23 protein-coding genes and 1 tRNA gene are annotated in these 24,190 nt (G+C 63.4%); 10 read left to right on the top strand and 14 right to left on the bottom strand.

What is annotated here, in order from left to right; translation table 11 throughout:
- Positions 1-224: 224 nt before the first annotated feature.
- From DKT70_RS07515 to DKT70_RS07485, 7 genes are all read right to left on the bottom strand, one after another.
- Positions 225-1,208: an ABC transporter substrate-binding protein gene (locus DKT70_RS07515; protein ID WP_072296085.1), complete on the bottom strand. Its 984-nt coding sequence runs from the start codon at positions 1,206-1,208 to the stop codon at positions 225-227.
- A 34-nt stretch (positions 1,209-1,242) separates the two neighbouring features.
- The gene (locus tag DKT70_RS07510) at positions 1,243-2,076 is read right to left on the bottom strand and encodes an ABC transporter permease (protein ID WP_111558567.1); all 834 of its coding nucleotides are present in this window, start codon (positions 2,074-2,076) and stop codon (positions 1,243-1,245) included.
- Positions 2,073-2,948, bottom strand: a complete 876-nt coding sequence (locus tag DKT70_RS07505; protein WP_111558566.1) for an ABC transporter permease — start codon at positions 2,946-2,948, stop codon at positions 2,073-2,075. The genes DKT70_RS07510 and DKT70_RS07505 overlap by 4 nt, the downstream gene beginning before the upstream one ends.
- Entirely contained in the window at positions 2,941-3,720 is a 780-nt protein-coding gene (locus DKT70_RS07500) for an ABC transporter ATP-binding protein (protein ID WP_111558565.1), read from the bottom strand. The genes DKT70_RS07505 and DKT70_RS07500 overlap by 8 nt, the downstream gene beginning before the upstream one ends.
- A 3-nt stretch (positions 3,721-3,723) precedes the next feature.
- Complete coding sequence (gene hydA / locus DKT70_RS07495) at positions 3,724-5,175, bottom strand: dihydropyrimidinase (RefSeq protein ID WP_111558564.1); 1,452 nt, start codon at positions 5,173-5,175, stop codon at positions 3,724-3,726.
- A 27-nt stretch (positions 5,176-5,202) separates the two neighbouring features.
- Entirely contained in the window at positions 5,203-6,468 is a 1,266-nt protein-coding gene (locus DKT70_RS07490) for a Zn-dependent hydrolase (RefSeq protein WP_111558563.1), read from the bottom strand.
- A gap of 65 nt (positions 6,469-6,533) precedes the next feature.
- The gene (locus DKT70_RS07485) at positions 6,534-7,859 is read right to left on the bottom strand and encodes an aspartate aminotransferase family protein (RefSeq protein WP_111558562.1); all 1,326 of its coding nucleotides are present in this window, start codon (positions 7,857-7,859) and stop codon (positions 6,534-6,536) included.
- A 156-nt stretch (positions 7,860-8,015) separates the two neighbouring features.
- Between DKT70_RS07485 and DKT70_RS07480 the strand changes: the two genes are divergently transcribed.
- The gene (locus DKT70_RS07480; RefSeq protein ID WP_111558561.1) at positions 8,016-8,618 is read left to right on the top strand and encodes a TetR/AcrR family transcriptional regulator; all 603 of its coding nucleotides are present in this window, start codon (positions 8,016-8,018) and stop codon (positions 8,616-8,618) included.
- 13 nt (positions 8,619-8,631) lie between these two features.
- On the opposite strand, the gene DKT70_RS07475 is transcribed toward DKT70_RS07480, so the two are convergent.
- Together DKT70_RS07475 and DKT70_RS07470 are read right to left on the bottom strand one after the other, a co-directional pair.
- Entirely contained in the window at positions 8,632-9,219 is a 588-nt protein-coding gene (locus DKT70_RS07475; protein ID WP_158529970.1) for a TetR/AcrR family transcriptional regulator, read from the bottom strand.
- A gap of 153 nt (positions 9,220-9,372) precedes the next feature.
- Positions 9,373-9,933, bottom strand: coding sequence for a YcbK family protein (locus DKT70_RS07470; RefSeq protein WP_111558559.1), 561 nt, complete (start codon positions 9,931-9,933; stop codon positions 9,373-9,375).
- Positions 9,934-10,333: 400 nt separating this feature from the next.
- On the opposite strand from DKT70_RS07470, the gene DKT70_RS07465 reads away from it, so the two are divergent.
- The 4 genes from DKT70_RS07465 (at position 10,334) to DKT70_RS07450 (ending at position 14,629) form a co-directional block, all read left to right on the top strand.
- A complete protein-coding gene (locus DKT70_RS07465; protein ID WP_233490470.1) occupies positions 10,334-11,866 on the top strand; it encodes a L,D-transpeptidase family protein in 1,533 nt (510 codons plus the stop codon).
- A gap of 70 nt (positions 11,867-11,936) precedes the next feature.
- Positions 11,937-13,037 carry a UDP-3-O-(3-hydroxymyristoyl)glucosamine N-acyltransferase gene (gene lpxD / locus DKT70_RS07460; protein ID WP_111558557.1) on the top strand — a complete coding sequence of 367 codons (1,101 nt, stop codon included), beginning with the start codon at positions 11,937-11,939 and terminating at the stop codon, positions 13,035-13,037.
- Positions 13,038-13,049: 12 nt separating this feature from the next.
- On the top strand, positions 13,050-13,316 hold the full coding sequence (locus tag DKT70_RS07455) for an acyl carrier protein (RefSeq protein ID WP_072296096.1): 267 nt from the start codon (positions 13,050-13,052) through the stop codon (positions 13,314-13,316).
- A gap of 104 nt (positions 13,317-13,420) precedes the next feature.
- Positions 13,421-14,629, top strand: a complete 1,209-nt coding sequence (locus DKT70_RS07450; protein WP_111558613.1) for a beta-ketoacyl-[acyl-carrier-protein] synthase family protein — start codon at positions 13,421-13,423, stop codon at positions 14,627-14,629.
- Positions 14,630-14,697: 68 nt separating this feature from the next.
- Here DKT70_RS07450 and DKT70_RS07445 read toward each other — a convergent pair whose 3' ends face one another.
- Positions 14,698-15,540: an invasion associated locus B family protein gene (locus tag DKT70_RS07445; RefSeq protein WP_111558556.1), complete on the bottom strand. Its 843-nt coding sequence runs from the start codon at positions 15,538-15,540 to the stop codon at positions 14,698-14,700.
- A 318-nt stretch (positions 15,541-15,858) separates the two neighbouring features.
- Entirely contained in the window at positions 15,859-16,050 is a 192-nt protein-coding gene (locus tag DKT70_RS17765) for a hypothetical protein (protein WP_146612603.1), read from the bottom strand.
- On the opposite strand from DKT70_RS17765, the gene DKT70_RS07440 reads away from it, so the two are divergent.
- Positions 16,049-17,614 carry a helicase HerA-like domain-containing protein gene (locus DKT70_RS07440; RefSeq protein WP_111558555.1) on the top strand — a complete coding sequence of 522 codons (1,566 nt, stop codon included), beginning with the start codon at positions 16,049-16,051 and terminating at the stop codon, positions 17,612-17,614. The genes DKT70_RS17765 and DKT70_RS07440 overlap by 2 nt on opposite strands.
- Here DKT70_RS07440 and DKT70_RS07435 read toward each other — a convergent pair.
- On the bottom strand, positions 17,611-17,943 hold the full coding sequence (locus tag DKT70_RS07435) for a DUF6477 family protein (protein WP_111558554.1): 333 nt from the start codon (positions 17,941-17,943) through the stop codon (positions 17,611-17,613). The genes DKT70_RS07440 and DKT70_RS07435 overlap by 4 nt on opposite strands.
- Before the next feature lie 216 nt (positions 17,944-18,159).
- Here DKT70_RS07435 and DKT70_RS07430 point away from each other — a divergent pair, with 216 nt between their 5' ends.
- A complete protein-coding gene (locus DKT70_RS07430) occupies positions 18,160-19,287 on the top strand; it encodes a DUF6456 domain-containing protein (protein ID WP_111558553.1) in 1,128 nt (375 codons plus the stop codon).
- A gap of 39 nt (positions 19,288-19,326) precedes the next feature.
- On the opposite strand, the gene DKT70_RS07425 is transcribed toward DKT70_RS07430, so the two are convergent.
- Positions 19,327-20,799 (bottom strand): catalase, encoded by a 1,473-nt coding sequence (locus tag DKT70_RS07425; RefSeq protein ID WP_111558552.1) that lies wholly within the window; start codon positions 20,797-20,799, stop codon positions 19,327-19,329.
- A gap of 101 nt (positions 20,800-20,900) precedes the next feature.
- On the opposite strand from DKT70_RS07425, the gene DKT70_RS07420 reads away from it, so the two are divergent.
- Positions 20,901-21,803: a hydrogen peroxide-inducible genes activator gene (locus tag DKT70_RS07420; protein ID WP_111558551.1), complete on the top strand. Its 903-nt coding sequence runs from the start codon at positions 20,901-20,903 to the stop codon at positions 21,801-21,803.
- 37 nt (positions 21,804-21,840) lie between these two features.
- Here the strand turns inward: DKT70_RS07420 and DKT70_RS07415 are convergent, their stop codons facing one another.
- Positions 21,841-22,389, bottom strand: a complete 549-nt coding sequence (locus DKT70_RS07415) for a peroxiredoxin (RefSeq protein WP_111558550.1) — start codon at positions 22,387-22,389, stop codon at positions 21,841-21,843.
- 232 nt (positions 22,390-22,621) lie between these two features.
- Here DKT70_RS07415 and lipA point away from each other — a divergent pair, with 232 nt between their 5' ends.
- Positions 22,622-23,557: a lipoyl synthase gene (gene lipA, locus DKT70_RS07410; protein ID WP_111558549.1), complete on the top strand. Its 936-nt coding sequence runs from the start codon at positions 22,622-22,624 to the stop codon at positions 23,555-23,557.
- 117 nt (positions 23,558-23,674) lie between these two features.
- Positions 23,675-23,758, top strand: a tRNA-Leu gene (locus DKT70_RS07405).
- Positions 23,759-24,190 lie beyond the last annotated feature (432 nt).

Genomic DNA, 24,190 nt, shown 5'->3' with positions numbered 1-24,190 from the left:
GCATACAGGCCGGCAGGGCGACCGCAGCCGCACCGCTGGCAGGGATCTGCCGTCGATTGATCATGATATCCTCCCATGTGACCGGCACATCTCCTCAGGGACCAGTTGCAAAGGATGTAAGGCGGGATTGGGCGCGCCAGGAATAGACGATTTTTGCCAATAACAGGACATATTATCCTGCGGCAGCTGGGCGGGGCCGGAAAGGATCGGCCCCGCGCCGGTGGTTACTGGAAGGCGCGGTCCGTGACGGTCGGAACCCATGCGCCTTCGGGCGCCTGCGCGATCACCGGGTCGGACCCGCCCGACAGCAGGATGTCGACCGTGCGCTGGTAATCGGCCTCGTCCAGCGTGCCGTCCGAACCTTCCAGCAGCTTGGCGATCTCGGACATCATGCGGGTCTGGTGTTCGATCGTCTGCGCGCCGGTCTCGTCGTTTTCCAAGACGATCTCGGCGGCTTCCTCGGGGTTTTCGGCGGCATAGGTCCAGCCCTTCATGCTGGCGCGCACGAACTTGGCCAGGTCCTCGACCTTGGCATCGTCCTGCAGCGTTTCTTCCAGCACATAGAGGCCGTCCTCCAGCGTGGCGACGCCTTGGTCTTCGTATTTGAAGGTGACCAGATCCTCGGGCGTCAGCCCTGCATCCAGCACCTGGCCATATTCGTTGTAGGTCATGGTGCTGATACAGGCCGCCTGCTTTTGCAGCAGCGGATCGACGTTGAAGCCCTGCTTCAGGACCGTGACGCCGTCCTCGCCCCCTTCGGTCGACAGGCCAAGCGTGTTCATCCATGACAGGAAGGGATATTCGTTGCCCGCAAACCAGACGCCAAGCGTCTTGCCCGCGAAATCGGTCTTGGGATCGCTGATGCCGCTTTCCTTCAGGCAGGTTAGCATCATCCCCGATGCTTTGAAGGGCTGCGCGATATTGACCAGCGGCAGGCCCTTTTCACGGGCGGCCAGCGCGGCGGGCATCCATTCCACGACGACATCCGCGCCACCGCCTGCCAGCACCTGCGTGGGGGCAATATCGGGGCCGCCGGGCTTGATGGTGACGTTCAGGCCCTCTTCTTCGTAAAAGCCCTTTTCCTGCGCCACGTAATAGCCCGCGAACTGGGCCTGCGTGACCCATTTCAGCTGCAGCGTCAGATCGCCCGCATGGGCTGCCCCCGCCATCAGAGCCAGTCCCGCGGCCGAGATCATCAGTCGTTTCATATCCCAAACTCTCCTGTTGGTGGGGCGTGCCCCGTTACTTGCGCTGTGACGGGTGCCAGAACGTCACCTTCTTTTCGATCAGCGCAACAAGTCCATAGAACAGCGTTCCCGCGATGGCCGCCACGACAATCTCTGCCCAGACTAGCGGCAGATCCAGCCGTCCCACGGCGGTCGAGATGCGGAACCCCATGCCCCGCGTCGGGCTGCCGAAGAACTCGGCCACGATGGCGCCGATGAGGGCAAGGGTCGTTGTGATCTTCAGCCCGTTGAACAGGAAAGGCATCGCGGCAGGCAGGCGCAGCTTCCACAGGGACGCCGCATAAGGCGCGGCCCAGCTGGCCATCAGGTCGCGCTGCATCGCGTCGGTGGCCTTCAGCCCCGCAACCATGTTCACCAGGATCGGGAAGAAGACCATCACCACGACCACCGCCGCCTTGGACTGCCAATCGAAACCGAACCACATAACCAGGATCGGCGCGATGCCGACGATGGGCAGGGCGGCCACAAAATTGCCGATGGGCAGCAGCCCGCGCTGCAGGAATGGGCTGCGGTCGATGGCGATGGCGGTCAGCATCGCCGCAAGCGCCCCGATCAGCCAGCCCGTCAGCGCGCCGCGCAGGATGGTCTGCACGAAATCGGTCCACAGGATGCTGCGGTTGGCTGCAAAGCTGGTGGCGATCTGGCTGGGTGCGGGCAGGATGACGGCGGGGATGGCATAGATCCTGACCGCCATTTCCCACAGGATCAGCAGGGTGGCACCAAAGACGACAGCGACCGCCATGCGGCTGAGGCGTGTGTCGAACCGGGCCAGCCAGATGTTCAGTGCCCAACCGCCCAGCCAGACACCGATGATGGGCAATGCGTTCATCGTGCCAACCCCATGCGCCGCAGCGTCGCCTTTTCGATGATGCCGACGATGGCCACCAGTCCCGCCGCCAGCAGGGCCGCGGCGAACAGTGCCGACCAGATCTGCACCGTCTGCCCGTAATAGCTGCCTGAAAGCAGCCGCGCGCCCAGTCCCGCCGTGGCGCCTGCGGGCAATTCGCCCACGATGGTGCCGACAAGGGCGGCCGCGATGGCGACCTTCAGGCTGGTGAACAGATAGGGCAGGGACGAAGGCAGGCGCAGCCGCCAGAACTGCTGATTGTCGCTGGCGCTCCAGGATTTCATCTGGTCCAGCTGCATGGCGTCAGGCGTGCGCAGCCCCTTGACCATGCCGACCAGCACCGGAAAGAAGGAAAGCCAGGCCGCGATGATCGCTTTGGGCAGCAGACCCGTAATGCCCGCGCTGGCAAAGACCACGATCACCATCGGTGCGATGGCCAGGATGGGCACGGTCTGGCTGGCCACGGCCCAGGGCATGACCGACTGGTCCATGCTGCGGCTGTGGACGATGCCCACGGCCAGCAGGATGCCCGCGCCCGCCCCGATTGCAAAGCCCGCCAGCGTGGCCGACAGCGTCACCCAGGCGTGCCAGACCAGGCTGCGCCGCGACGTGATGGCCTGACCCGCGATCCCGTCATAAAGACCCATCGCGACCTGATGGGGTGCAGGCAGGATGGGGCGGTCTTGCGTCAGGGTGCGGGTGATCATCTGCGACGTGGTCAGTTCCTCGCCCGCGCGGGCGGCCTGATCGCGTTCCCATGTCGCGTTCATGCGCACCGCGCCCAGATACCAGATGGCGATGATGACCAGCAGCACCGTCAGGATGGGCGCGCCTGCGCGCCAGACCCTAGTCATAGCTGTGCCCTTCGCGCAGACCCTCGCGGACCTCGTGCGCCAGCGCGATGAATTCCGGCGTGTCGCGGATGTCCAGCGGACGTTTGCGGGGCAGGGTGCTGTGGATGACCCGCGTGATGCGGCCCGGACGGGGCGACATGACGACGATCTTGGTGGACAGATAGACGGCCTCGGGGATGGAATGGGTCACGAAGCCGATGGTCTTTTCGGTCTTGGCCCAGAGGTTCAGAAGCGCTTCGTTCAGGCGGTCGCGGACGATCTCATCCAGCGCCCCGAACGGTTCGTCCATCAGCAGGATATCGGCGTCGAAGGCCAGCGCGCGGGCGATGCTGGCCCGCTGCTGCATGCCGCCCGACAGCTGCCAGGGATATTTGCCGCCGAAATTGTCCAGTTCGACCAGTTCCAGGACATGGGCGATGCGCTTGGCGCGTTCTTCGCGGGAAAACCCCATGATTTCCAGCGGCAGCGAGATATTGCCCCTGATCGTGCGCCACGGATAAAGCCCCGGCGCCTGGAAGACATAGCCATAGGCCCGTGCCTTGCGCGCCTGGTCGGGCGTCATGCCGTTCACGCTGATCTGCCCCGCAGTGGCGGTTTCCAGCGCGGCGATGCTGCGCAGAAAGGTCGTCTTGCCACAGCCCGAAGGGCCGATGAAGCTGACGAATTCGCCGCGATTGATGTCCAGATCCACATCCTTCAGCGCGTGAATCGGGCCGTCGGCCGTCTGGAAGGTCAGGCCGACGCCCTGCGCCTTGATGACAGTGTCGTCCAATCGTCAGACCCCGCTTGCCGGAATGCCGCCACGCGCGATCGGGCGCGGGGCTGTCAGTTCCTTCCAAGCGCTCAGCGCGCGGTTCACCTGACCGCGCGGTTCGCGGGCGACGAATTCGCCATGGCCCTCGCGGCTGTCGACCTTTCCCTCGGTCACGGCGACGACGCCGCGGGTCAGCGTGAAGCGGGGCAGGCCGGTCACCTGTTGGCCTTCGAAGACGTTGTAATCGATGGCTGATTGCTGGCTGCCGGCGCTGATCGTCTTGCTGGCCTTGGGGTCCCAGACCACCAGGTCGGCATCGGCACCGACCAGCACGGCCCCCTTGCGCGGATACATCCCCAGGATCTTGGCGATGTTGGTGGATGTCGCCGCCACGAATTCATTGGGCGTCAGGCGGCCGGTTTCGACACCGTGGGTCCACAGCATCGGCATCCGATCCTCAAGCCCGCCGGTGCCGTTCGGGATCTTGGTGAAATCGTCGATGCCATAGCGCTTCTGTTCGGTGGTGAAGGCGCAATGATCCGTCGCCACGACCGACAGGCTGCCCGATTGCAGACCGGCCCAGAGGCTGTCCTGATGCTGCTTGTTGCGGAAGGGGGGCGACATGACGCGGCGGGCGGCATGGTCCCAATCGGCGTTAAAATATTCGCTTTCGTCCAGGGTCAGGTGCTGGATCAGCGGTTCGCCCCAGACGCGCTTGCCTTGTTGGCGGGCGCGGCGGATGGCCTCGTGGCTGTCCTCGCAGCTGACATGGACCACATAGAGCGGCACGCCCGCCATGTCGGCGACCATGATGGCACGGTTGGTGGCCTCGCCCTCGACTTGGGGCGGGCGGGAATAGGCATGAGCCTCGGGGCCGGTATTGCCTTCGGCCAGCAGGCGGGCCGAGAGTTCGGCCACCACGTCGCCATTTTCCGCATGGACCATCGCGATACCGCCCAGATCGCCGACCCGGCGGAAGGACGCGAACAGTTCGTCGTCATTCACCATCAAGGCGCCCTTGTAGGCCATGAAATGCTTGAAGCTGGTTATCCCGCGATCGACGACCGCCTGCATTTCGTCAAAGACCTTTTCCCCCCACCACGTCACCGCCATGTGATAGCTGTAGTCGCAATGCGCGCGGCCCGATTTGTTGTCCCACATCTGCAGCGCATCCAGCAGGCCCTGGCCGGGCGAGGGCAGGGCGAAATCCACCACCATCGTCGTGCCGCCGGCCAGCGCCGCGCGGGTGCCACTTTCGAAATCATCGGCCGAATAGGTGCCCATGAAGGGCATTTCCAGATGGGTGTGGGGGTCGATGCCGCCTGGAATGACATAGCATCCCGTGGCGTCCAGAACCGTGTCGCCCATCAACCCCTCGCCGATGGCGGTGATCTTGCCGCCCTCGATCAGGACGTCGGACTTATAGGTCAGATCTGCGGTGACGATGGTGCCGTTCCTGATGACAGTGCTCATCTCTCCAGCCCTTTCTTGATGTTGCGTTCAGCGGACGATTTCGGCGGCGTCCAACACCGCATGCAGCAGCACGTCACCCCCCGCAGCCGCCCATTGGGGCGTGATCTCTTCGGCCTCGTTGTGGGACAGGCCGTCGACGCAGGGGCACATGATCATCACGGTCGGCGCGACCTTGTTGATCCAGCAGGCGTCGTGACCCGCCCCCGAGATGATGTCCATGTGGCTGTGCCCCAGCCGTTCCGCCGCCTGCCGGACCGATGCGACCAGCGCCGGATCGAAGGTCACCGGGTCGAAATGGCCGACGGGTTCGATTTCGATGCCAAGGCCGAGTTCCTTGGCGATATCAGCGGCTTCTGCCTCAAGCACCGACCGCATCGAGGTCAGCTTTTCCAGGTCGGGCGAGCGGAAATCGATGGTAAAGACCGCCTTACCGGGGATCACGTTACGGCTGTTGGGATAGAGGTTGGCCTGACCCACGGCGCCCACGGCAGCTGGCTGGTGATCCATGGCGATGCGATGCACGGCCTCGGTGATGCGTGCCATGCCAAGGCCCGCGTTCACGCGCATGGTCATGGGGGTTGATCCGGTATGGGCGTCCTTGCCGGTCAGCGTGACCTGCAGCCACCACAGGCCCTGACCATGGGTGACGACACCGATATCCTTGCCCTCGGCCTCCAGGATGGGGCCCTGTTCGATGTGGTATTCGAACATGGCGTGGATGGGACGCTTGCCCACATCCTCGGTCCCGCGCCAGCCGATGCGATCCAGTTCCTCGCCAAAGCTTTTGCCCTCGGCATCCTTGCGGCTGTTGGCGTAATCCTCGGTCAGGACGCCCGCAAAGACGCCCGAGGCCAGCATGGCCGGCGCGAAACGCGCGCCTTCCTCGTTCGTCCAGTTGACCACCACGATGGGGCGGCGCGTCTTGACGCCCATGTCGCGGATCGAGCGGACCACCTCCAGCCCCGCCAAGACCCCCAGCACGCCGTCATATTTCCCGCCGGTGGGCTGGGTATCCAGATGGCTGCCGATATAGACGGGGTCCAAGTCGGGTTCGGTGCCCTCATGGTACATGAACATGTTGCCCATGCGGTCCAGACCCATGGTCATGCCCGCATCCTCGCACCAGGACTGGAACAGGCGGCGGCCTTCGGCATCCGCGTCGGTCAGGGTCTGGCGATTGTTCCCGCCGGCAATCCCCGGACCCACCTTGGCCATCTGCATCAGGCTGTCCCACAGCCGGTCGCCATCGATCTTCATGTTGGCAGCCGAAACCACCCCGCTTGCAACGGTCATGTTTTGTCCTTCCTGTCTGGCCGCCCCGTTCTGATGCGGGGTCGGCTTGATGGGTGTCTTGGCGGTCAGGCGGCCTGTTTCAGGACCTGGCCCAATGTGCCGATCAATTCGTCGATCTGCGCCTCCGAGATGATCAGCGGCGGCGACAGCGCGATGATGTCGCCGGTGACGCGGATCAGGATGCCGGCCTCGAAGGCCTTGACGAAGACGTCGAAGGCCCGCTTGCCGGGTTCCCCCGTGATGGGGGCCAGTTCGACCGCGCCGATCAGGCCCATGTTGCGGATGTCGATGACATTGGGATGGTCGCGCAACCCATGCAGCGCCTCCTGCCAGTAGATCTCCAGATCGGCCGCGCGGGTCAGCAGCCCTTCCTCGGCATAGGTGTCCAGAGTGGCCAAGGCCGCCGCGCAGCTGATCGGATTGCCGGAATAGGTATAGCCGTGGAACAGTTCGATCATATGTTCCGGGCCCTGCATGAAGGCGTCGTGGATCTGCGCCGTCGCCAAGACCGCGCCCATCGGGATGACGCCGTTCGTCAGGCCCTTGGCGCAGGTGATCATGTCGGGAATGACGCCGAAATGCTGGGCGGCGAAAGGGCTGCCCAAACGGCCGAAGCCGGTGATCACCTCGTCGAAGATCAGCAGGATGCCGTGCTTGCGGGTGATGTCGCGCAGGCGTTGCAGGTATCCCTTGGGGGGCATCAGCACGCCGGTAGATCCGGCCATCGGTTCGACAATGACGGCGGCGATGGTTTCGGCGCCATGCAGCGCGACGATGCGTTCCAGCTCATCCGCTAGGTTTGCGCCGTGTTCGGGCTGGCCCTTGGTAAAGACGTTTTCGGGCAGGTGTGTGTGGGGCATGTGATCGACGCCCGCCAGCAACGTTCCGAAATGGCGGCGGTTGTTGACGATGCCGCCGACAGAAATGCCCCCGAAACCCGTCCCGTGATAGCCGCGTTCACGCCCGATCAGCCGGGTGCGCGATGCGTCACCGCGCGCGCGGTGATAGGCCAGCGCGATCTTCAAGGCCGTATCGACGGCCTCGGACCCCGAGTTGCAGTAGAAGACGTGCTCCATGCCGTCAGGCGCGATGTCGACGATGCGGTTTGCCAGTTCGAACGCCAGCGGATGGCCCATCTGGAAGGCGGGGGCATAATCAAGCTCGGCCACCTGCTTCTGCACGGCCTCGGTGATGCGGGGACGACAATGGCCGGCGTTGCAGCACCACAGGCCCGCGGTTCCGTCCAGGATCTGGCGATCATCCGACGCGGTGTAATGCATGTCCTTTGATGCGACCAGCATCCGCGGCGCCGACTTGAACTGCCGGTTGGCGGTATACGGCATCCAGAAGGCGCGCAGATCATTCGGGGCGGGCTTGCGGTCAAGCGGCATCGTGGGAACCCTTTTGAATTATTGACCAAACGGTCAGGATCAAGCTAGCACGGGTCGGATACCAGTCAAGCGCGGTGAACCCTTGCGTGACATTTCCCCCCGGACTGCTCAAAATCAGATCATGCCAGAGCGGAGGCACCGATGACAGACGCGAAAATGCCCCGAATGACCCGGATTCAGCAGAAGAATCGCGATTTGATCATGGATGGGGCGTTGAACGTTTTTTCGGCAAACGGCTTTCGCGGGACGACGATCGACCAGATCGCGAGGTCGGCAGGATTGTCCAAGCCGAACGTGCTTTATTATTTTTCGTCCAAGGACGACATCCACAAGACCCTGCTGACGGAACTGCTGGACATGTGGCTGGCCCCCATGCAGCAGATCGATCCGGCGGGTGATCCGATGTCCGAGGTCCTGGGCTATGTCGCCGCCAAGATGCGCATGTCGCGGGACTATCCCCGCGAATCGCGCCTGTTCGCCTATGAGATCCTGCAAGGCGCGCCGCACCTGACCCAGATCCTGGGGGGCGGCCTGCGCGAGATCGTCGACCGGACGGTGATGGTGCTGCAGGGCTGGATGGATGACGGGCGGCTGGCGCGGACCGATCCGCGCCACCTGATCTTCTCGATTTGGTCGATGACCCAGCATTATGCCGATTTCGAGATTCAGGTGCGCGCCGTGCTGGGTCGCGGGCGCGATCCTTTCGACGAAGGGCAGGCCTTTCTGGATCAGATGTACCGCAAGCTGCTGACGCCCTAGCCGAGCCTGATCCCTAGTCGGAGGCCCGGCCCAGCATTTCGGCGGCGGTCAGGATCAAGGAAAGGTTTTCGTGGGCCGAGGCGATGAAGTCATCGCGCGTTCCGGCCACCCAATCCTTGGTCGCGGCATTGGTGGCGGCGATGATCGCGGCGGCCAGGATCTCGATGACGCGTTCGTCCGATCCGGGCAGGCGGCGGTGCAGCAGGCCGCGCATCTGCGCGCGCCGCGCCAGCATGGCGCTGTTGCGCAGTGCCTCCAGCTTGGCATCGCTGTCAGAGAGAGCCAGCATGTGGCCGATCATCTCTCGCTCACCCAGATAGCGTTCCAGATGGGCCGATATCAGCGTCTGCAGATCATCGATCAGGCGTCCCTTGCCGACCACGAATTTTTCGGAAGCTTCGGGCGGATAGTCGGGCGGCGGTCCCATCAGGGCCGCTTCCTTGTAGGGGTAATAGTTGAAGAACGTGCGCGTGCTGATTCCCGCGTGGCGGGCGATCGCTTCGGTCGTGACATTGGCAATGCCATCGCGGACCGAAAGTTCGACGGCGGCCGCCTGGATGATCTTGGCGGTTCGAAAGCGACGCGTGTTCTGGGGGCTCATGTAGGTCCGTTCTTCAGCATGGATCATTCCTGCAAGGCTGACCGCAGCCGGGATGAAGGGCAAGCCCGAATTGAGACAAGGCCCGTTTCCGGGCAACGCCCCTTGCCGATGGGCAAGGGCGCAAGTCATATCCATGCAGGCAGATGCCCGAGATCAGCTGCCCCAGGTGCGGACCGGGCCGCAATCCATGTGCACGAAGTTCGAACGGCTGTAGCGTCCGACACCGCCACCGCGGCAGGCCGAAGCCGCCTGGAACATCTGCGCGACCGAACGCGACTTCAGCCGCAGGTCGGCAGCCTTGCCCGTCATGTGCAGCGAATTCTTGGCGACACCGCTGGAATTGCGACGCAGCATCGCGTTGGTGCGCGGCGAGCGGTATCCCGACAGCATCATGTAGGGTTCGTTCGTCTGCAGCAGGCGCGAGGATGCGGCCGCCACGTCGATGGTGCGCGGGTCGATCCCGATCACTTCGCCGGTGCGCCAGTCGCGCATGAAGACGTTGATTTCATTCAAGGCTTCGCGGATATATTTGCCATCGACCCAATAGACGGTGTCGATGCTTTCGCCGGTACGTCCCGAATACATGCGCACGCGGCGCATGTCGCCGGCCCCGCGAAGGAACCCGAAAGCGTTGGCCATAACCGGAGCAGCCACGACGCTGGTTGCTGCAAATGCGCCCAGCACGCCGCGACGGGAGATGAGGTCCATTGTCATGTCAGATCGCCTGTCCTGCTTCGTTTTTTGGATCCGCGAAACTTTCGCGGCATGTCGTGGTTTATCCTCGACTTGCTAACATTGTGTCAAAATACCTTGAGGTTGAGAAACGGATTCTGCCCCTGCATTCCATGTTAGGTTGTATTTCGGCAAGAAACCGCCAATTTAGCGGTTGTTGCAGATCGAACGAAACCCTGTGACCTGGTTGCAACGCACCTTTTTCTCGCGCGGTACCAGTGGGATGGCTGGTGGCTTGTGTCATCAGGGTATGAGACAATCGGTAACTGTTGAATTGGGGTGTGTCATGTCCGCTTGGCGTGTGGGTTCGGTTTTTGCAATCTTGCTGGGTGCTGCGGCAATGTCCGCACCGGTCGCGGCGCAGGAAAGGGTCGCCGCCCTGATGTCGGTGCCAGGACCCAAGCTGCAGTTTTCGGCGGCGCAGATGGATCTGGCCCGGGCCGTCGCGGGTGATTCCGACCTGGCGGCCTTTTATGGCGGCAACGGGCTGGCCCCGGTCTTCATCGGCCCCGATGCCGAGGCCCGCCGCCAAGCGGTCAAGCTGGCGATCGAAGCGATGCCACGCCACGGCATTCCGGCGTCCCGCTATGATGCGGCATCGTTGCCCGATCATCCCCGCAGCGTCATGGACGAGGTGGCCTATGCCACCCGCGCCGCACGCCTGTTGCGCGATCTGAAAAGTGGAATCCTGTCGCCCTCTGCTGTCGAACCCGACATCAAGCGTGCGCCAACTCGTCCCGCCATCGTCGCGTCGTTGCGTGAATTTCAGACCTCGGCCGATCCGACCGCGGTGCTGATGAACGCCGGCCCCAGTCATCCCGCCTACAAGACGCTTCAGGACGCGCTGTTCGGCCCCGAAAGGCTGACCGTGCCGCAGGGACTGGCCAAAGCACCCGAGGCCGTCTGGCGTGTCGGCCAGTCGGGTCCCGGCGTCGTTCCGCTGCGCGACCGACTGGCCGCGATCGGCTTTGCCGCAGACAGTGCCGATCCGACGCTCTATGATGCGTCCATGTCCCGGGCCGTGGCGGATTACCAACGTGCGGTCGGGCTGAGGGACGACGGCATCGCGGGCCCGCAGACCATCCGGCTGCTGAATGGCGAGGCGGCTGGTGGACAGAATGCCCGCCAGCGCGCAATTCTGGTTGCCATGGAGCGCCTGCGCTGGATGGGTTCGGATGATTTCGACGGTCGCTACATCTGGGTGAACATCCCCCAATATGAAACCGCCATCTTCCAAGACGGGCAAGAAGTCTTTCGGACCCGTAGCGTCGTGGGCAAGAATGACGAACACATGCGCACGCCCGAATTTTCGGACATGATGTCGAATGTTGTGGTGAATCCGTCATGGAACGTGCCGCGGTCGATCACGACGCGTGAATACCTGCCCAAGCTGCAGGCCAATCGCAATGCAGTGTCACATCTGGACGTGGTGGACGGTCGTGGAAACGTGGTGTCCCGCGACAGCATCGACTTCAACCGCTACAGCGCCAGCAACTTTCCCTATCGGATGCGTGAAAAGCCAAGCGAAGACAACGCTTTGGGGATCGTCAAATTCATCTTCCCGAACCAGTGGAACATCTATCTGCACGACACGCCCAGCAAGCACCTGTTCGCCAACTCGACCCGCGCCTATTCGCATGGCTGCGTGCGCATCGGCGATCCGCGGGACCTGGCGCGCGAACTGTTGTCCGCGCAGAGCGATGATCCGGCGGGGCTGTTCCAGCGCACCCTGGACAGTGGGCGCGAAACCTGGCTGACCCTGCGTCCTGCCGTTCCGGTTCACTTGGTCTATTTTACCGCATGGCCAGACCAGACCGGACAGGTCAGGCTTTACGGTGACATCTATGGACGTGACGGTCGCATCTGGCAGGCCCTGCAGGCGCAGGGCGTGGGTCAGATCGACACGGCATCATAAGCCCGGGCGGTCTCGTTTTGCTGGAAGGGCGCCGGCAAACGCGCTAAGCCCCTGGCCAAAAGGGGGCAACATGACCGTCACGATCAAGGAACTGGCGCAATCACTGGATGCGCGCGCCTGGGGCGAAACCGATCTGCAGGTCACCGGGGCTGGCGAACCTGCCCAGACTGAACCGGTAGGTCCCACGGGGGGGCAGATTGCCCTTGCCATGGCACCCAAATATGCCGAGGCGCTGCGTCCGGGCTGCATCGCCATTCTGGCCGAGGGCATGGAGCCGGAAGCCTATGGCGTCCGGGCCGCGATCTTTGCGCCGCGCCCACGCCTGGTGATGGCGGGCCTGACGCGGGCATTCGACCAAGGGCCCGACATCGAACCCGGCATTCACCCCACGGCGGTGATTCACCCCACGGCCCAAGTCGGAGAGGGTGCCGCCATCGCGCCCTTCGTGGTCATCGGACGCGATGCCGTGATCGGCGCGAATGCGCGGATCGCCTCGCATGTCAGCATCGGGCGCAATGCGCGCATCGGCAGCGACGCGGTCCTGCATGCGGGGGTGCGCATCGGCCATGACGTGATCGCGGGTGACCGGCTGTTCGTCCAGCCGGGCGCGGTCATCGGCGGCGACGGTTTTTCCTTTGTCACCCCCGAGGAATCGGGGATCGAGGAAATCCGGCGCACCTTGGGCGCGCGCGCCAACATCACCACCCAGCATTGGACACGCATTCATTCGCTTGGCACGGTCGAACTGGGCGACGATGTCGAGATCGGGTCGAACGCCACGATCGACCGGGGCACGATCCGCGCGACGCGCGTCGGGTCAGGCAGCAAGATCGACAACCTGGTGATGCTGGGCCACAATGTGGTGGTCGGCCAAGACTGTCTGCTGTGCAGCCAGGTGGGTATTGCCGGGTCCTCGACGGTGGGCGACCGGGTCGTGCTGGCGGGCAAGGTTGGCGTGTCGGACAACATCACCATCGGTGATGACGTGATCGCGGGCGGGGCGACCAAGATCTTCACCCGCGTGCCGGCGGGTCGCGTTATTTTGGGCAATCCGGCGGTCAAGATGGAAACCCAGCTGGAAATCCAAAAGGCGATGCGGCGCTTGCCGCGTTTCGCACAACAGCTGTCAAAGCTTCAGGAAACCGTTACACGTCTGTTGGAAAAGGGCTAGGCAGGAGGCGACATGACCGAAGACATCAAGACCCGAATTCGTGCCATCATTGCCGAACAGGCGATGCTTGACCCCGAACAGGTGACCGACGACGCAACCCCCGAGGATCTGGGCATCGACAGCCTGGGCCTGGTCGAATCCATCTTCGCGATCGAGGAGGAGTTCGACATCACCATCCCCTTCAATGCGAACGAGCCCGAGAAGTCGGATTTCGACATCACGAACATGGGCACCATTATTGCTGCCGTCGAGCGCCTAGTCGCGGAAAAGGACGGATGAGCAAGAAGAAGGGCCTTTCGGTCGGCAAGCAGGCTGACAGGATCGATCAGGGGCTTGCGGCGCCGTCGGTGTCGCAGGGTGGCGACAAGGCCGGGCGCGACGGCCTGCGCCGCGTGGTAATCACTGGGGCGGGGACCATCAACGCCCTGGGCCACGACGTCGCATCCACGCTTGAGGCGTTCCGCGAGGGGCGTTGCGGGATCACCCAGCTGGATTTCCGGGACGTCGAACGGCTGTCGATCCAGATCGGCGGCCAGATCCATAATTGGACCCCTGAGACTTATTTCAACCGCCAGCAAATCCTGCTTTATGACAAGTTCACACAGTTCACGTTGCTGGCCGCGAAACAGGCCGTGGCCCAGGCCGGGCTGAATTTCGAAGGCGCGCTTGGGCTGCGGTCCGGGGTCATCCTGGGCACGGCGGGCGGCGGGTTGAACACCTGGGACGAGAATTATCGCGCCGTCTATGAGGAGGGGAAGAACCGCGTTCACCCCTTTGTCGTCCCCAAGCTGATGAACAATGCCGCCGCCAGCCATGTCAGTATGGAATTCGGCCTGCGGGGGCCCGCCTTTACGGTGGCGACTGCCTGCGCCAGTTCGAACCACGCGATGGGTCTGGCCTTCCAGATGGTGCGGTCTGGGGCTGCGGACGTCATGCTCTCGGGCGGGTCCGAGGCGATGCTGTGCTTTGGCGGCGTCAAGGCTTGGGAAGGTCTGCGGGTCATGTCCAAGGACGCCTGCCGCCCCTTCAGCGCCAACCGCAATGGCATGGTGCAGGGCGAAGGTGCGGGCGTCTTTGTCTTCGAAGAGTACAGCCGCGCCAAGGCGCGCGGTGCCGACATCTTGGCCGAAGTGGTCGGCTTTGCCATGTCCTCGGACGCGCAGGATATCGTCATGCCCTCGGCCCAAGGGGCTGAGCGCGCGATCACCGGCGCGATGACTGATGGCGGTCTGAACCGTGACCAGATCGGCTATATCAACGCGCATGGCACCGGGACGGCGGCCAATGACAAGACGGAATGCGCGGCCGTGGCCCATGCTTTCGGGCATCACGCCGACAAGCTGATGATGTCATCGACCAAATCCATGCACGGCCACCTGATCGGCGGCACGGGCGCGGTCGAATTGCTGGCCTGCATCATGGCATTGCGCGACGGGGTGATCGCCCCGACCATCGGCTATCAGGAAGCTGACCCAGAATGCGCACTGGACGTGGTTCCCAATGAAGCGCGCGAGGTCGAGGTCGAGGCGGTGCTGTCGAACGCCTTCGCCTTTGGCGGCCTGAACGCCGTCATCGCGCTGCGCCGGGTCTGATCAACCCAAGGCGGACATGAAAAAACCGCGCCCTGACTGGGGCGCGGTTTCGTCAAGTCGCTATCGGATTATTCGGCGGGTGCGGTCTCGTCCGTTGCCTCATCGGCGGGCAGGGCGGCATAGGCAACCAGTTCGTCAAAGGCGGCCGTGAAACCGGAGAGCGAGATGTCCAGCTTGACGGGCTGCTTGGGATCGCCGCCAAAGGGAAGCAGCTGCACCGAAGCCTTGTTGCCGCGCTTCATGCCGTTCAGTTCGGCCTGCGTGAAACCAAGGCGCGAAATGCAGCCCACGGGCGCGCAGAAGCTGAAGGGATAGCCGCGCATCTCGCCGCTGTCGACCTGGAAGCCTAGGCCCTCGATCAGGTCGGTTTCCAGCGGAGCCACCAGAGTGGCACCGGCCGCGACATTGCCATTCGACAAGGGGACCAGCGTCAGTTCGGCCACCGCATTGTCTTCCTGGTCGTTCAGCAGCTTGTACATTTCGCAAGGGTCCTTGCCCTCGCCTGCGCGAATGCAGCGGATGGTCCAATCGCCATGTTCGGACTTGGCGTAATAGGTTCCGGGACGGTTCGGATCATTGGCTGCCGGCTGTCCGGCTGCCGTTGCATCGGCGTCATCGGTCGGCGTATCGGCAGCGTCGGTCTGCGCCGCCTCGGCTTGCGGTGCTTCGGTGGCAGCTTCGGTATCGGTCTGCGCGGGCGCGGCATCGTCATCCACGGCAGGGGTCGTTTCCGCAGGAGCCTCGGTCGGGGTGGCCTCGGTCGGGCTGGCTTCGGTGGTGGGTGCCGCGTCGGCCGGCTGCTCGGTCGAGCTGGCTTCGGGCTGGGCCGGGGTCGCGGCCTCTTGGGCGAATGCCGGACCGGCGATCAGGGCCAATGCGGCCAGCAGCGCGTGCGAGGGTTTGATGGACATCTATGTTTCTTCCCTTTGCTCAAAGCATTGGCGCCGATCTAGCATGCTGCCGTGACCTTGTCAGGTGCCACCGGACCCCGCCAGCTTCACCTTGATTTGAGCATCTGGTGAAACGGGGCCCGGCGGCGGTGATCCGCGCATTGATGTCGGAATGGTTGCGACAAGCCGCCATGCTGCGCAAGCTGTCTATGAAAACGCAAGGCCGCTTGAATGCGAAAGGCCGTGGTCTTTACCACGGCCCCGACGCTTTTGCGTAGTCTCCCTGCCGGACTGGCCGGTCTTTATTGGTGTGCACGCTAATCGCGCTGCCGTGATCCGTCAACTGTTGATGCGTTTTTGTCGGATCACAAAAAAAGCCGCGCCTCGAAAGGCGCGGCAGTCCAACAGGGAGGAAGGTTCGACCCGCGACCAGCGATCCCGAACAACTTGACCTTGCACCAAATGGGTTAAGATTGTCTTTTTAAAGGGCGCGTTGCTGTTGCGCCAAGGCAAATAATCGGGGGTCGCCATGTCGTCAGTTCTGGATCCGGATACGGGTACGATTTTCGTCGGTGGGGCGGGACAGGACCATGCAACGCCCGAAACGCTGCTGCTGAAATATGCCAATCGCCACGGGCTGATCGCCGGTGCGACCGGGACGGGCAAGACCGTGACCCTTCAGACGCTGGCTGAGAGCCTGTCGCTGGCCGGGGTTCCGGTCTTTCTGTCCGATATCAAGGGTGATCTGGCGGGCCTGGCTTGCGCGGGGCGGCAGGATTTCAAGCTGCACGATGCCTTTGCCAAGCGCGCCGAACAGATCGGGTGTCCGCTGGACTATCAGTCCTTTCCGGTCACCTTCTGGGATGTCTGGGGCGAGCTGGGCCATCCGGTCCGGACCACTCCGGCCGAGATGGGGCCGCTGCTGCTGTCGCGCCTGCTGGATCTGACGCCGGCGCAGGAGGGGGTGATGAACATCGCCTTCCGCGTCGCTGACGAGGACGGCCTTCCATTGCTGGACCTGAAGGACCTGCAGGCCATGCTGATCTGGGTGGGTCAAAATGCGCAAGAACTGTCTCTGCGCTATGGCAATGTCAGCCCCGCCAGCGTCGGCGCCATCCAGCGTGCGCTGCTGGTTCTGGAAAACGAGGGTGGCGACCACTTGTTCGGAGAGCCCGCGCTGGAGCTGGCCGACCTGATGCGGCAGGATGCCGAGGGCAGGGGGGTGATCAACATTCTGGCCGCCGAACGCCTGATGAACGCGCCCAAGCTGTACGCGACCTTCCTGCTGTGGCTTTTGTCCGAACTGTTCGAGCAGCTTCCCGAGGTCGGCGATCCTGATCGCCCGCGCATCGCCTTCTTCTTCGACGAGGCGCATTTGTTGTTCGACGATGCCCCAAAGGCCTTGATCGACAAGGTTGAACGGGTGGCACGGTTGATCCGGTCCAAGGGTGTCAGCGTCTGGTTTGTCAGCCAGAACCCCGCCGACATTCCTGAAAACGTTTTGGGGCAGCTGGGCAACCGTGTGCAGCATGCCTTGCGGTCCTTTACCGCCAAGGATCAGAAGGCCTTGCGGATGGCCGCCGAGAATTACCGTCCAAACCCGGAATTCGACATTGCCGATGCCATCCAGCAGGTCGGCACGGGTGAGGCGGTGACATCGTTTCTGGGGCCCAAGGGCACGCCAGGCATCGCACAGCGGACGCTGATCCGGCCTCCGTTCAGCCAGTTGGGACCGATTGACGCAACCAGACGGGCCGAAATTCTGAAGGCGTCGCCGCAGGGGGCGAAATACGACGCCATGCTGGATCGCGACTCGGCCCACGAGATCCTGGCCAGGCGCACTGCGGATTCTGCAAGCCAAGCGCAGTCCACACCGCGGTCCGATGATGACCTTTTCGACATGCCGTCGGGTGACGGTCATCGCCAGGCGCGCCGCTATGAGGCGCCCAAACCGGAAAGGAAAACCGCAAGCCGGCGTTCCGACAGCGTCATCGACACCTTCGGCAAAAGCCTTGCGCGGCAGTTGGGAACCCGGACCGGCCAAGCCTTGGTCCGGGGTGTCCTTGGATCATTGCTGAAAGGCCGCAAGACCTAGAGCGCGGTCGCCAGCGGCGCGGGATGCGCCTCCAATGCGGCGCGCATCTCGCCCATGATGGCGATCATCAGCAGGACATGCCGCTTCATGTCGTAGTCCGCCAGGCGGTTCAGGCGGAAATCGTTCTGGATCTCCTCCTCGGCGCGCAGACGCGACAGAGCGCGGGCGGGTTCGGGGCAGCGGTCGGCGCGCAGCAGTCGGGCCAGATCGCGTTCTCGCCTCCAGGCGCGCTGCCCTTCGCGGGCTGCGCGGATCAGCGCCGCCGGGCGCCGGAAGGGTTGGTTGGCGGGGCGCGGCGGGAAGGCGATGACATTCGAGCTTTGGGTCATTCTTCTGATCCTTGGAATTTGACGCAAAGCCACCATCACACAACCTGTGGGCGTGTTGCCAAAAGGGTGGACGCAGCGTCCGGTTGCGCAAGAAATCTTTAGGAATTGTTAGGGAATGTTGCGGCTATGTGCAGTAATACCCTGTTAACCACAGGGAAATAATTCAACCCAGGGTGGTCAACTGCCGGGCGACCCGAGGAAGACAAGGGGCCTGACATGACCATATTGACCGGTGATTTCGCACTCGACACCCCCATCGCGGAGCACCGTTCTGAAGGACGACAAGCCGCATGCGGGGACACACTGGGCGACGATGCCCGCCTTTATCTGCGCCATGTCGAACATGGCGAGACGATCCGTTCCTTGGCGCGCGAAGCAGGCTGCCACGCTTCGACCATCCTGCGCCGCATTCGCCGCTTCGAAGCGCGCCGCGACGACCCGCTGGTGGACGGCGCGCTGGCGCAGGCCGGGGCGAACCCCAAACCTGATGACGACCGCCAATCGTTGCGCGTATTGCGTCGCCTGGCCGAGGCGGGGGCCGTCATGGTCACCGCGCCGGGCATGGACAAGGCAATCGTTACACGCGACGACATCCGCACCGTGGTTCTTGAACGCCAGCTGGCCGAAAAGATGGCGCTGAACGGTTGGGTGGTCCAGACCCGCGACAGTGGCCGCGTCCAGCGTTATGTCATCGCGCCCGCGGGACGCGAGGCGTTGCGCCAGATGCTGCGCTCTCCGCGGCAGCGCAACGCCGCCATGGGGCCGGATTCCTTCGCCGATGCCAGCCCCGTCCAACCGCAAGGCATGGCCGAGGCCGCAGCGCCCTTCAAGCATGCCGACCAGCACCGCGTCTATGAGGACCGCGTCCTGCAGGACCCCGAAGACGGTCGCCGCAAGCGCATGCGCGTCAACATCGCCGAGAGCCCGCTGCTGGTTCTGGCGCGGCGCCGCGACCATCAGGGCGAGGCTTTCCTGACGCCCGGCATGGTCACCGCCGGAGAACGCCTGCGTGAGGATTTCGAACTGGCCCAGATGGGGCCGCGCGTGACGCAGAACTGGGACGGCTTCATGACCTCGGGGATCGATGTATCGTATAACGCGTCGGGCTATCGCGGCGGGTCGGAATCGGCGCGCGATCGCGTTGCGCTGGCGCTGCGCGACTTGGGCCCGGGTATGGGCGACATCGTGCTGCGCGTCTGCTGTTTTCTGGAGGGGATCGAGATGACCGAGCGGCGCTTGGGTTGGTCGGCGCGTTCCGGCAAGATCGTGCTGCGCTTGGCGCTGATGCGGCTGGAACGGCATTATGCCGAAAATTACGGCAAGGGGTCGCCGCTGATCGGCTGACATGCGAAAAGGGGCGCCTGACCGGCGCCCCCTTCAATTTTACACGTGCTTGCGGGCGATTTCCTGACGGGCGGTACGGATACCGGCGCCATAGGCCGGGCTGATGCGGTCGAAATGGCCCAGTGCGACCTCGATGATCGCATCGTCGGCACCCTCCATCGCGGCGGCAAGGTTATGGTAGAGCCGCGCCCGTTCCTGATCGTTCAGCACCTGGTCGTGCAGGGCGCGGGGCTGGGTATAATCATCCATCTGCTGTTGGTGCGGATGACGCCCGGCCTCGCCCGAGATGCGCAGCGGCGGTTCGGCAAAACTGGCGTCCTCAACCGCGCCACCGAAGCTGTTGGGTTCGTAATAGGCGTCGATGCTGCCCGACTGATGCCCGAAGAAGTTCATCTGGCCATCCTTGTGATAGTGATGGACCGGGCATTTCGGCGCGTTCACCGGCAGGTGTTCGTAATGCGTGCCAAGCCGATAGCGATGCGCATCGGCATAGCTGAAGACCCTGGCCTGCAGCATCTTGTCGGGCGAATAGCCGATCCCCGGCACCTTGTTCGACGGGCTGAAGGCCGCCTGTTCGATTTGGGCGAAATAGTTGTCGGCATTGCGGTTCAGCTCGATCTCGCCCACCTCGATCAGCGGATAATCCTTGTGCGACCAGACCTTGGTCAGGTCGAAGGGATCGAATGCGGTGGTTTCGGCCTCGGCCTCGGGCATGACTTGGATGAACATTGTCCAGCGGGGGAAATTGCCATCCTCGATCTTGCCGAACAGCGCCTCCTGATAGCCTTCGCGCGAATGGCCGATGATCTCGGCGGCCTCGCCGTTGGTATAATGGCGGTGACCCTGTTTCGTCTTGAAGTGGAACTTGACCCAGAAGCGTTCGCCGTCCCGGTTCCACAGCGAATAGGTGTGGCTGCCATAGCCGTTCATGAAGGTCGGGTCCTGCGGCAAGCCACGATCCGACATCAGGATCGTCACCTGATGCAGCGATTCGGGATGACGCCCCCAGAAGTCCCACATGGCCGTCGGGCTGCGCAGGTTGGTGCGCGGGTGACGCTTTTGCGTGTGGATGAAGTCCGGAAACTTCATCGGATCGCGGACGAAGAACACGGGCGTGTTGTTGCCCACGACGTCCCAGTTGCCCTGATCGGTATAGAATTTCAGCGCAAAGCCCCGCACGTCGCGTTCATGGTCGGCCGCGCCCTGTTCGCCTGCCACGGTGGAAAAGCGGGCCAGCATTTCAGTTTTCTTGCCGGGTTCGGCAAAGATCGATGCACAGCTGTATTGGCTGATGTCATGGGTGACGGTGAAGGTCCCGAAGGCACCCCAGCCCTTGGCATGGACGACCCGTTCGGGAATGCGTTCGCGATTCTGATGGGCCAGCTTTTCAAGCAGCTGATAATCCTGCATCAGCAGCGGGCCGCGCGGGCCGGCCGTTTCGCTGTTTTGGTTCGAAACTACCGGCGCGCCGGCCGTGGTGGTCATCCGGGGGCGGGGGGTCTGGTCATTCATGCAATGCGATCCTTGGTTGGGTCAGCTGATTGCCGCCACCATGTCGCCTGATTTGCATAAACGGAAATTGCATTTTCTGCTGATTGCGATTAGATTACCTTATGAACATCACCCTGCGCCAATTGCGATACTTCCTGGCCCTGTCGCGGACCGGCAACTTCACCCGCGCCGCCGAGACGATCCATGTGACCCAACCCGCGCTCTCGATGCAGATCCGCGCGCTGGAGGAGGAGGCTGGCACCCGGCTGGTCGAACGCACGCCCCAAGGTGTCGTGCTGACCCCGCAGGGGCGGGCGCTGGCCCTGCACGCCGAACGGGTGCTGGGGGCGATGGCCGATCTGGAAGGCGGGCTGCGTCAACCGGGGCAGGGCGGTCGGCTGATGTTGGGGATGATCCCGACCGTCGCACCCTATCTACTGCCCGAGGTGCTGCCGATCCTGCGCGCGCGCGACATCGGTCGCGACTTGCATCTGCGCGAGGCACAGACCGATACGCTTCTGGAGGAATTGCTGGCGGGCCGCCTTGATGCGGTCGTCGTTGCCAGTCCGCCGGACGATCAGGGGCTGGACGGGGTCGTGCTGTTTCAGGACCCGTTCCTGCTGGCGGGCAGCGCCGCGCGGATCGCGGATCTGGGCAACAAGGCCGTTGCGCCCGCATCGCTTGATCCGGGCCAGCTGTTGTTGCTGGACGAGGGGCACTGCCTTGGCGATCAGGCGCTTGAGGTCTGTGGCCTCAGCCGTCGCAGCAGCCGTTTGGATCTGGGGGCGGCGTCGCTGTCGACCCTGTGTCGCCTGGCCGCGCAGGGGATGGGCCTGACCTTTCTGCCGCAGATCGCCAAAGGCCAGGAAACCGCGGCCGCGCCGGGTCTGACGGCGATCAGCTTTCCCGATCCGCAGCCCGCGCGTCAGATCATGTTGCTGCGGCGCAGATCGACACCTGCCGAAGGCTGGTTTCAGGATCTGGCCGGGATGCTGCGCCACGCGGCGCAGCCACTGTTGGTCTAAGGACCGGCGGGGCAATCCTGTTGCCCCGCCGCAAGGATCAGGCCATTTCCTCGACATTGGCGTTCTGCAGCCATGCCAGGATCGTCTCGGGCGAGGTCTTGCCATAGGGATCATCGGCGCAGTCGTCACAGCGGCCGGGCTCCTCGAACCAGGCGACGACCTTGCCGTCGTCGACGATCGCCGCATAGCGCCAGCTGCGCGCGCCAAAGCCCAGATTGTCCTTGCGGACCAGCATGCCGACCTTGTCGGTGAATTCGCCCGAACCGTCGGGGATGACCGTCACATGGTTCAGGTTCTGCGACTTGGCCCATTGGTTCATGACAAAGCTGTCATTCACCGACATGCAATAGACGGCATCGATGCCCAGACCCTTCAGCTGCTCATGCGCGGCTTCGAAGCCGGGCAGCTGATAGGTCGAACAGGTCGGGGTGAACGCGCCGGGCAGCGAAAACAGCACGACGCGCTTGCCGGCAAAGTAATCGGCCGTGGTCTTGTCCTGCCAGCGGAACGGGTTGGACCCACCGATCGATTCGTCGCGGACGCGGGTGCGGAAGGTGACGTCGGGCAGTTGCGATCCGGGTTTCATAAGGGCTCCTGTCTGTATGAAGGGGCACCGCCGATGCGATGCCTGCGGCTTCCTCCCATTGGGTCGCGTGGTAACGCTGCAACGCGGCAAGGGCAATGCCGCGACGCAGCTTATGGGCGCGGCATGACAGCCATGTGTCGCGCGCATCGGCAACGCGTTGCCAATCGGGCGAATTTCGCCTAATTCTGCGGGAACCGCGATCGAAAGGACCAAGACCTTGCGCGACCTCAGGATGCCGGACCAGCGTCACCCGGAAAAGGCGCATCGCGCCGACCAGGCACAGCCCAAGAAACCCGATTGGATCAGGGTCAAGGCACCCACCTCCGAGGGTTACAAACAGACCCGTGACCTGCTGCGTGAAAACCGCCTATCGACCGTCTGCGAAGAGGCAGGCTGCCCCAATGTCGGCGAATGCTGGAGCCAGGGCCACGCTACCATGATGATCATGGGCGAAATATGCACTCGTGGCTGCACCTTCTGCAACGTGGCCACGGGCCGCCCGCAGGACCTGGACGCGTTCGAGCCTGGCCGCGTGGCCCATGCCGTGCAGAAGCTGGGCCTGAACCATGTCGTCATCACCAGCGTGGACCGCGACGATCTGGACGACGGCGGAGCCGAACATTTCGCCCAGACCATCCGCGCGATTCGCCATCGCTCGCCGGGATCGACCATCGAGGTGCTGACCCCGGATTTCCTGAAATCCAAGCCCGGTTCGCTGGAGATCGTGGTCGAGGCGCGTCCCGACGTCTTCAACCACAACCTGGAAACGGTCCCCGGCCTTTATCCGATGGTCCGTCCCGGCGCGCGCTATTTCCACTCGCTGCGCCTGCTGCAGCAGGTCAAGGAAATGGACCCGACGATGTTCACCAAATCCGGCATCATGGTGGGTCTGGGCGAAGACCGTCAGGGCGTGTTGCAGGTCATGGACGACATGCGGGCCGCGCATATCGACTTCATCACCATCGGCCAGTACCTGCAGCCGACGCCCAAGCACCACCGCGTGGACCGCTTCGTCACGCCCGATGAATTCAAGGGCTATGAGAAATCGGCCTATGGCAAGGGCTTCCTAATGGTCTCGGCAACGCCGCTGACCCGGTCATCCTATCACGCGGGCGACGATTTCGCGCAGCTGCGCGACGCACGCCTTGCCAAGCTGGGCCGCGCCTGAGGAAATAGGGCAGGGCATCGCGACCCTGCCTTGTTTCTTCCTCTTGCATATCCCTGCGGACGGAAATATTCGTCTGTCAGACCCGAATGGGTCATGCCGAAAGAGCGCCGGTTAATCGGGGGCGTGGCGGAATGGTAGACGCGACGGATTCAAAATCCGTTTCAGCAATGAGTGCCGGTTCGAGTCCGGCCGCCCCTACCACGCTCTTTCGTTTTAATATTCTAGCATGTGCAGAGGTCGCGCGACTTGCCATCGTTTGATTTATCAACGGCATTCGCAGCATTCTTGATTCGAACCGCATTCGTCCCGCATAGCCGTTGAGCCTCTTTCGCGCAGGCCTTCCGCCGCGCTGGTCCCGGATACTTGGCGATTATCACGATGGTCTTGTGCCCGGTGATTGAGGCAATCAGTTCATCGCTGCAGCCAGTTTCCACCAATTCGGCGGCCGCTGAGTAGCTCCGGCCGTGAATATCGTATTCCCATGCGCCGATGGCGTGCCTCACATCACGAACAGCTTGCGATGCGGGGCTGTATTTCAGCGGTCGTCCGTCGTTGCCATGGGCGCGGACCGGATCACCACGCTGGTGCCCGATTACATCGAGCCGTCGCTGGATTACACCGCCACCACCGCCG

The sequence above is a fragment of the Paracoccus sediminilitoris genome, assembly GCF_003259195.1.
In the GTDB taxonomy this organism is placed as follows: Bacteria; Pseudomonadota; Alphaproteobacteria; order Rhodobacterales; family Rhodobacteraceae; genus Paracoccus; species Paracoccus sediminilitoris.
Note: the sequence above shows the minus strand (reverse complement) of the source record. Positions and strands in the feature narration are given on the sequence as shown.

Bases quoted from the DNA above. Each gene is read 5' to 3' on its own strand.
- DKT70_RS07435 (WP_111558554.1), bottom strand. From the start codon at position 17,943: ATGACCCAAAGCTCGAATGTCATCGCCTTCCCGCCGCGCCCCGCCAAC.
- DKT70_RS07425 (WP_111558552.1), bottom strand. From the start codon at position 20,799: ATGAATGACCAGACCCCCCGCCCCCGGATGACCACCACGGCCGGCGCG.
- DKT70_RS07440 (WP_111558555.1), top strand. From the start codon at position 16,049: ATGTCGTCAGTTCTGGATCCGGATACGGGTACGATTTTCGTCGGTGGG.
- DKT70_RS07515 (WP_072296085.1), bottom strand. From the start codon at position 1,208: ATGAAACGACTGATGATCTCGGCCGCGGGACTGGCTCTGATGGCGGGG.
- DKT70_RS17765 (WP_146612603.1), bottom strand. From the start codon at position 16,050: ATGGCGACCCCCGATTATTTGCCTTGGCGCAACAGCAACGCGCCCTTT.
- DKT70_RS07465 (WP_233490470.1), top strand. From the start codon at position 10,334: ATGTCGGTGCCAGGACCCAAGCTGCAGTTTTCGGCGGCGCAGATGGAT.
- DKT70_RS07445 (WP_111558556.1), bottom strand. From the start codon at position 15,540: ATGTCCATCAAACCCTCGCACGCGCTGCTGGCCGCATTGGCCCTGATC.
- hydA (WP_111558564.1), bottom strand. From the start codon at position 5,175: ATGAGCACTGTCATCAGGAACGGCACCATCGTCACCGCAGATCTGACC.
- DKT70_RS07475 (WP_158529970.1), bottom strand. From the start codon at position 9,219: ATGAGCCCCCAGAACACGCGTCGCTTTCGAACCGCCAAGATCATCCAG.
- DKT70_RS07485 (WP_111558562.1), bottom strand. From the start codon at position 7,859: ATGCCGCTTGACCGCAAGCCCGCCCCGAATGATCTGCGCGCCTTCTGG.
- DKT70_RS07480 (WP_111558561.1), top strand. From the start codon at position 8,016: ATGCCCCGAATGACCCGGATTCAGCAGAAGAATCGCGATTTGATCATG.
- lipA (WP_111558549.1), top strand. From the start codon at position 22,622: ATGCCGGACCAGCGTCACCCGGAAAAGGCGCATCGCGCCGACCAGGCA.
- DKT70_RS07470 (WP_111558559.1), bottom strand. From the start codon at position 9,933: ATGACAATGGACCTCATCTCCCGTCGCGGCGTGCTGGGCGCATTTGCA.
- DKT70_RS07420 (WP_111558551.1), top strand. From the start codon at position 20,901: ATGAACATCACCCTGCGCCAATTGCGATACTTCCTGGCCCTGTCGCGG.
- DKT70_RS07455 (WP_072296096.1), top strand. From the start codon at position 13,050: ATGACCGAAGACATCAAGACCCGAATTCGTGCCATCATTGCCGAACAG.
- DKT70_RS07490 (WP_111558563.1), bottom strand. From the start codon at position 6,468: ATGACCGTTGCAAGCGGGGTGGTTTCGGCTGCCAACATGAAGATCGAT.
- DKT70_RS07510 (WP_111558567.1), bottom strand. From the start codon at position 2,076: ATGAACGCATTGCCCATCATCGGTGTCTGGCTGGGCGGTTGGGCACTG.
- DKT70_RS07505 (WP_111558566.1), bottom strand. From the start codon at position 2,948: ATGACTAGGGTCTGGCGCGCAGGCGCGCCCATCCTGACGGTGCTGCTG.
- lpxD (WP_111558557.1), top strand. From the start codon at position 11,937: ATGACCGTCACGATCAAGGAACTGGCGCAATCACTGGATGCGCGCGCC.
- DKT70_RS07430 (WP_111558553.1), top strand. From the start codon at position 18,160: ATGACCATATTGACCGGTGATTTCGCACTCGACACCCCCATCGCGGAG.
- DKT70_RS07415 (WP_111558550.1), bottom strand. From the start codon at position 22,389: ATGAAACCCGGATCGCAACTGCCCGACGTCACCTTCCGCACCCGCGTC.